Origin of the sequence: Janthinobacterium sp. ROICE36 (assembly GCF_002869965.1) — a bacterium.
Lineage (GTDB): Bacteria > Pseudomonadota > Gammaproteobacteria > Burkholderiales > Burkholderiaceae_D > Janthinobacterium.
Map to the genome: position 1 here is coordinate 1 of NZ_PEBS01000150.1, position 2,899 is coordinate 2,899.

The window sequence follows — 2,899 nt, forward strand, 5'->3', positions numbered from 1 at the left end:
ATCCTCGGGCTTCTGGTAGTTGGCCAGCAAGCTGTCGGCCAGTTTGAGCAGTTCCGGGTCGGGCTTGGCCCGCTTGTTACGCTTTACAACGGTCATTGTTTCTCCTTGGTGGCGGCAGTGTCCTGCCAAATGACCGTTTACACAAAATTATTTACACCCTCTGTCGTAGTCATTGCTGACTTTCACTCTTCCATTTTGCTCGCGCGAACAACCAATAAATTCTTCCCGTCCTCACTGAAGTTATACGATTTGATCCTACAGCGGGAGGGGGTATCGGGCGCCATGAGCTTATCCAGCGCTTTGGTAAGACTAGTCTTAAAATTACCGAAGTGTGACTCGTAACCTGTAAGCTTGTATAAGGCCTCAACTGGCAACCACTTTTTTTTTGAATGAGTGGCGTAGAAACTGGCGAGCCAACCCTTTAAGCCGTTATATCTAACTGCTTCAGTCTCAACAGTAGTCCAAGCCCCGTGGCCGAATAGCTCTGCGACAGACTCGGGAACCTGAATCCGTAATATATCGCTGCCTTTCAAGTCATTGCCGATCTCGACATTCTCGAAGTTGACAGCCAACAATTTTGGAAGATCGGTATCGATTTGGTTAGTACGCACGCAGATTTTGGCTGAGCCAAGACGGAGTAAGCTATTCCGGATAGCTATGTGGGTTTTATCACCATAGGTGCCCCCCATACACCTAGAAAACGCGTAGAACGAAGTACTTACGTATTGATTATTTCTCTCTGACGATAGAGGTAAAAGGCGGTAGTATTCGAGGCAGGTAGAATAGACCAGTCTGTCGAACTGACAAAGCTCGTAGCCGCTTGAAGTTATACAAATATTCCTAAACGAGGCAATTTCCTTCTCCTCGGCCAAGTGAGTTGTGGAGCCAGGCAACTCGTTGTCAAAGGCAGCTTGGACGGAGCTGCTGCATGTGAAAAGAGCAGTTCGTAGAAAATGGTTCGGTAGAGCCCGCAGACCGATAGCCCAGCTGGGAAGGAATACATCGTCTCCGCGCTGGACTGCTTGGCGACATCGTTTAAATTGCATCTCACTTTCTGTTGCATTGTAAGGAAACAGTGCAATGGCCGGCTCTTCTTTTTTTTCTTTTTCTTTTGCTTTCCGTTCCATGCCGCCAGCAATATCATTCATGACCTGAGATGAGGCCAGCATAACCTCTTTATGTTCAGGAAGAGATGTCTTTGCTGCCTCTGTATTGCGTGCCGCTAATGCCCGCAGGTTGGTAGCACCACCGAGTGAGGTCGGTAAGGATGGATATTTACCCATTTTCCTTCTCCACTATAAATACAGTATGCTGACATTCCTCACGAATTTTGAATTCAACTTCGCAATGAATTATGGCGAAAGAGGGCATAATTTCATAATTCAAGGTTATCAGTGGCTTGATTTGATTTATCGGCATTTTAAAGTTTCGGAAGTTATAGCAATTGGAAGGTGAAAGATAATTAATTATAGAGCATTTAAGATATGTCTTTATGCAAGCTTGATCTCCGCATATATTTTGATTGACCTAAGCATTAAATTTTATCGATTCATGAATCGTTGGTACATGATCTCCGCATAGTTTTTCTGCGGGTATGCAGTAGAAGTCCCTGTAAATAGTTGATATTTTTTGAGCTGAATACCATCCCTAGGCTTTTTAACCCTTATAGACGAGTAGCCTGACCACCAGCACACTTGCAAGCGAGGAGAGCTATGCTTGATCCCCCCGAGTTTGTGTTGAGGAGCCGTTTGGGTTAAATATGAAATGATTGCGTTGGTATCAGAGAGCGAAAGCACTCATGCAGTTGTTGGGTTATTTGGGGATATCGAGTAACGAACCGTCAAAGCTGCCTTCCGCAGTGCCCCCCCCAACCAGGGCGGACAGGGTCCGCTGCTTTTCAGTAATCGTCACTCGCTGATTTAGCGTATCGCATTACCTCAGACAGGGGGCGCACGCGGACACCGTCCGCCCTGGTTGTAGGTCTGCCTACTTGATGAGGTCTGCCTACTTGATGTGACAATATGTGAATATTTCCCTTGCGAAATATGATAACTTGAGTAACTAATTGACCACGGGCAAAGTTGGATTTCAGGATTGATCCGGTTTCGTACGGAGGAGCGTCAGCAGGCGCTGTCGTTCAATGTTTGAAAGGCGATACCAAGTTTGGATAACCTCAGCTAATTCATCATCTTCGCAGTAGAGAAATGGTGTGGGCACATTAAGTACCATCGCTAATCGAGCTGCAATTTCCACTGGTGGCGCATGCACCCCCGTCTCATATCGGCTGACGCGAGCGCTGGCTGTGGTTTCGTCCAAGCCGATTGCTACCCCGAGCCTATCCTGCGGAATGCCGACGAGAAGTCTTGCTTCGCGTAAGCGCCGTCCAAAAAGTGACGAGGGAGGTTTGGAGCGAGGAGGCATACTTCGATATTCGTAGAATATGCTTGCGTCGTCTCTACGAAATTCGTAGAATTCCATATGGCAATATTTTGATGAATGAGTAGAGTCAAATCCCCCCCTCCGAGAAATTGCTATATAGGAAACATACAGCATGTCACTACCATCCGCACAACTTATCGCCTATCTTTCTCACGTTGATCGCCCTCATCATGACGCGGTGCTCGCCTTGGCAAAGAGAGCCATTTTGCTTCCCAAGCTGATTCGACCGCTGGCGGCGACGATCCTGGCGTATTTGTTGCTGGCTTACGTTGCCGCCCTGGGAACTAAAGCATGGCCGCTTGCCGCAGCTGTCGGCGCCGTGACGCTGCTAGTTGTTTAGAATTGGGTGATCATATTCCTATTCGCAGCTTGCCCTACTTCAAAGCCAGGCGCCTGTTGAGTACACTGTTGATTCCTGTCACCTCACCGCCAGCGCCATGACCCAAGCCCTTCACAGCCG

3 protein-coding genes are annotated in these 2,899 nt (G+C 47.9%); 1 reads left to right on the forward strand and 2 read right to left on the reverse strand.

The features are described from left to right. Positions 1-182 precede the first annotated feature (182 nt). Positions 183-1,283: a hypothetical protein gene (locus CSZ94_RS27025; RefSeq protein WP_146009917.1), complete on the reverse strand. Its 1,101-nt coding sequence runs from the start codon at positions 1,281-1,283 to the stop codon at positions 183-185. 805 nt (positions 1,284-2,088) lie between these two features. Next, positions 2,089-2,553: a helix-turn-helix domain-containing protein gene (locus CSZ94_RS27030; protein WP_308410614.1), complete on the reverse strand. Its 465-nt coding sequence runs from the start codon at positions 2,551-2,553 to the stop codon at positions 2,089-2,091. Here CSZ94_RS27030 and CSZ94_RS27035 point away from each other — a divergent pair. Further along, on the forward strand, positions 2,552-2,779 hold the full coding sequence (locus CSZ94_RS27035; protein WP_102124317.1) for a hypothetical protein: 228 nt from the start codon (positions 2,552-2,554) through the stop codon (positions 2,777-2,779). The two genes, CSZ94_RS27030 and CSZ94_RS27035, sit on opposite strands and share 2 nt — an antisense overlap. Positions 2,780-2,899 lie beyond the last annotated feature (120 nt).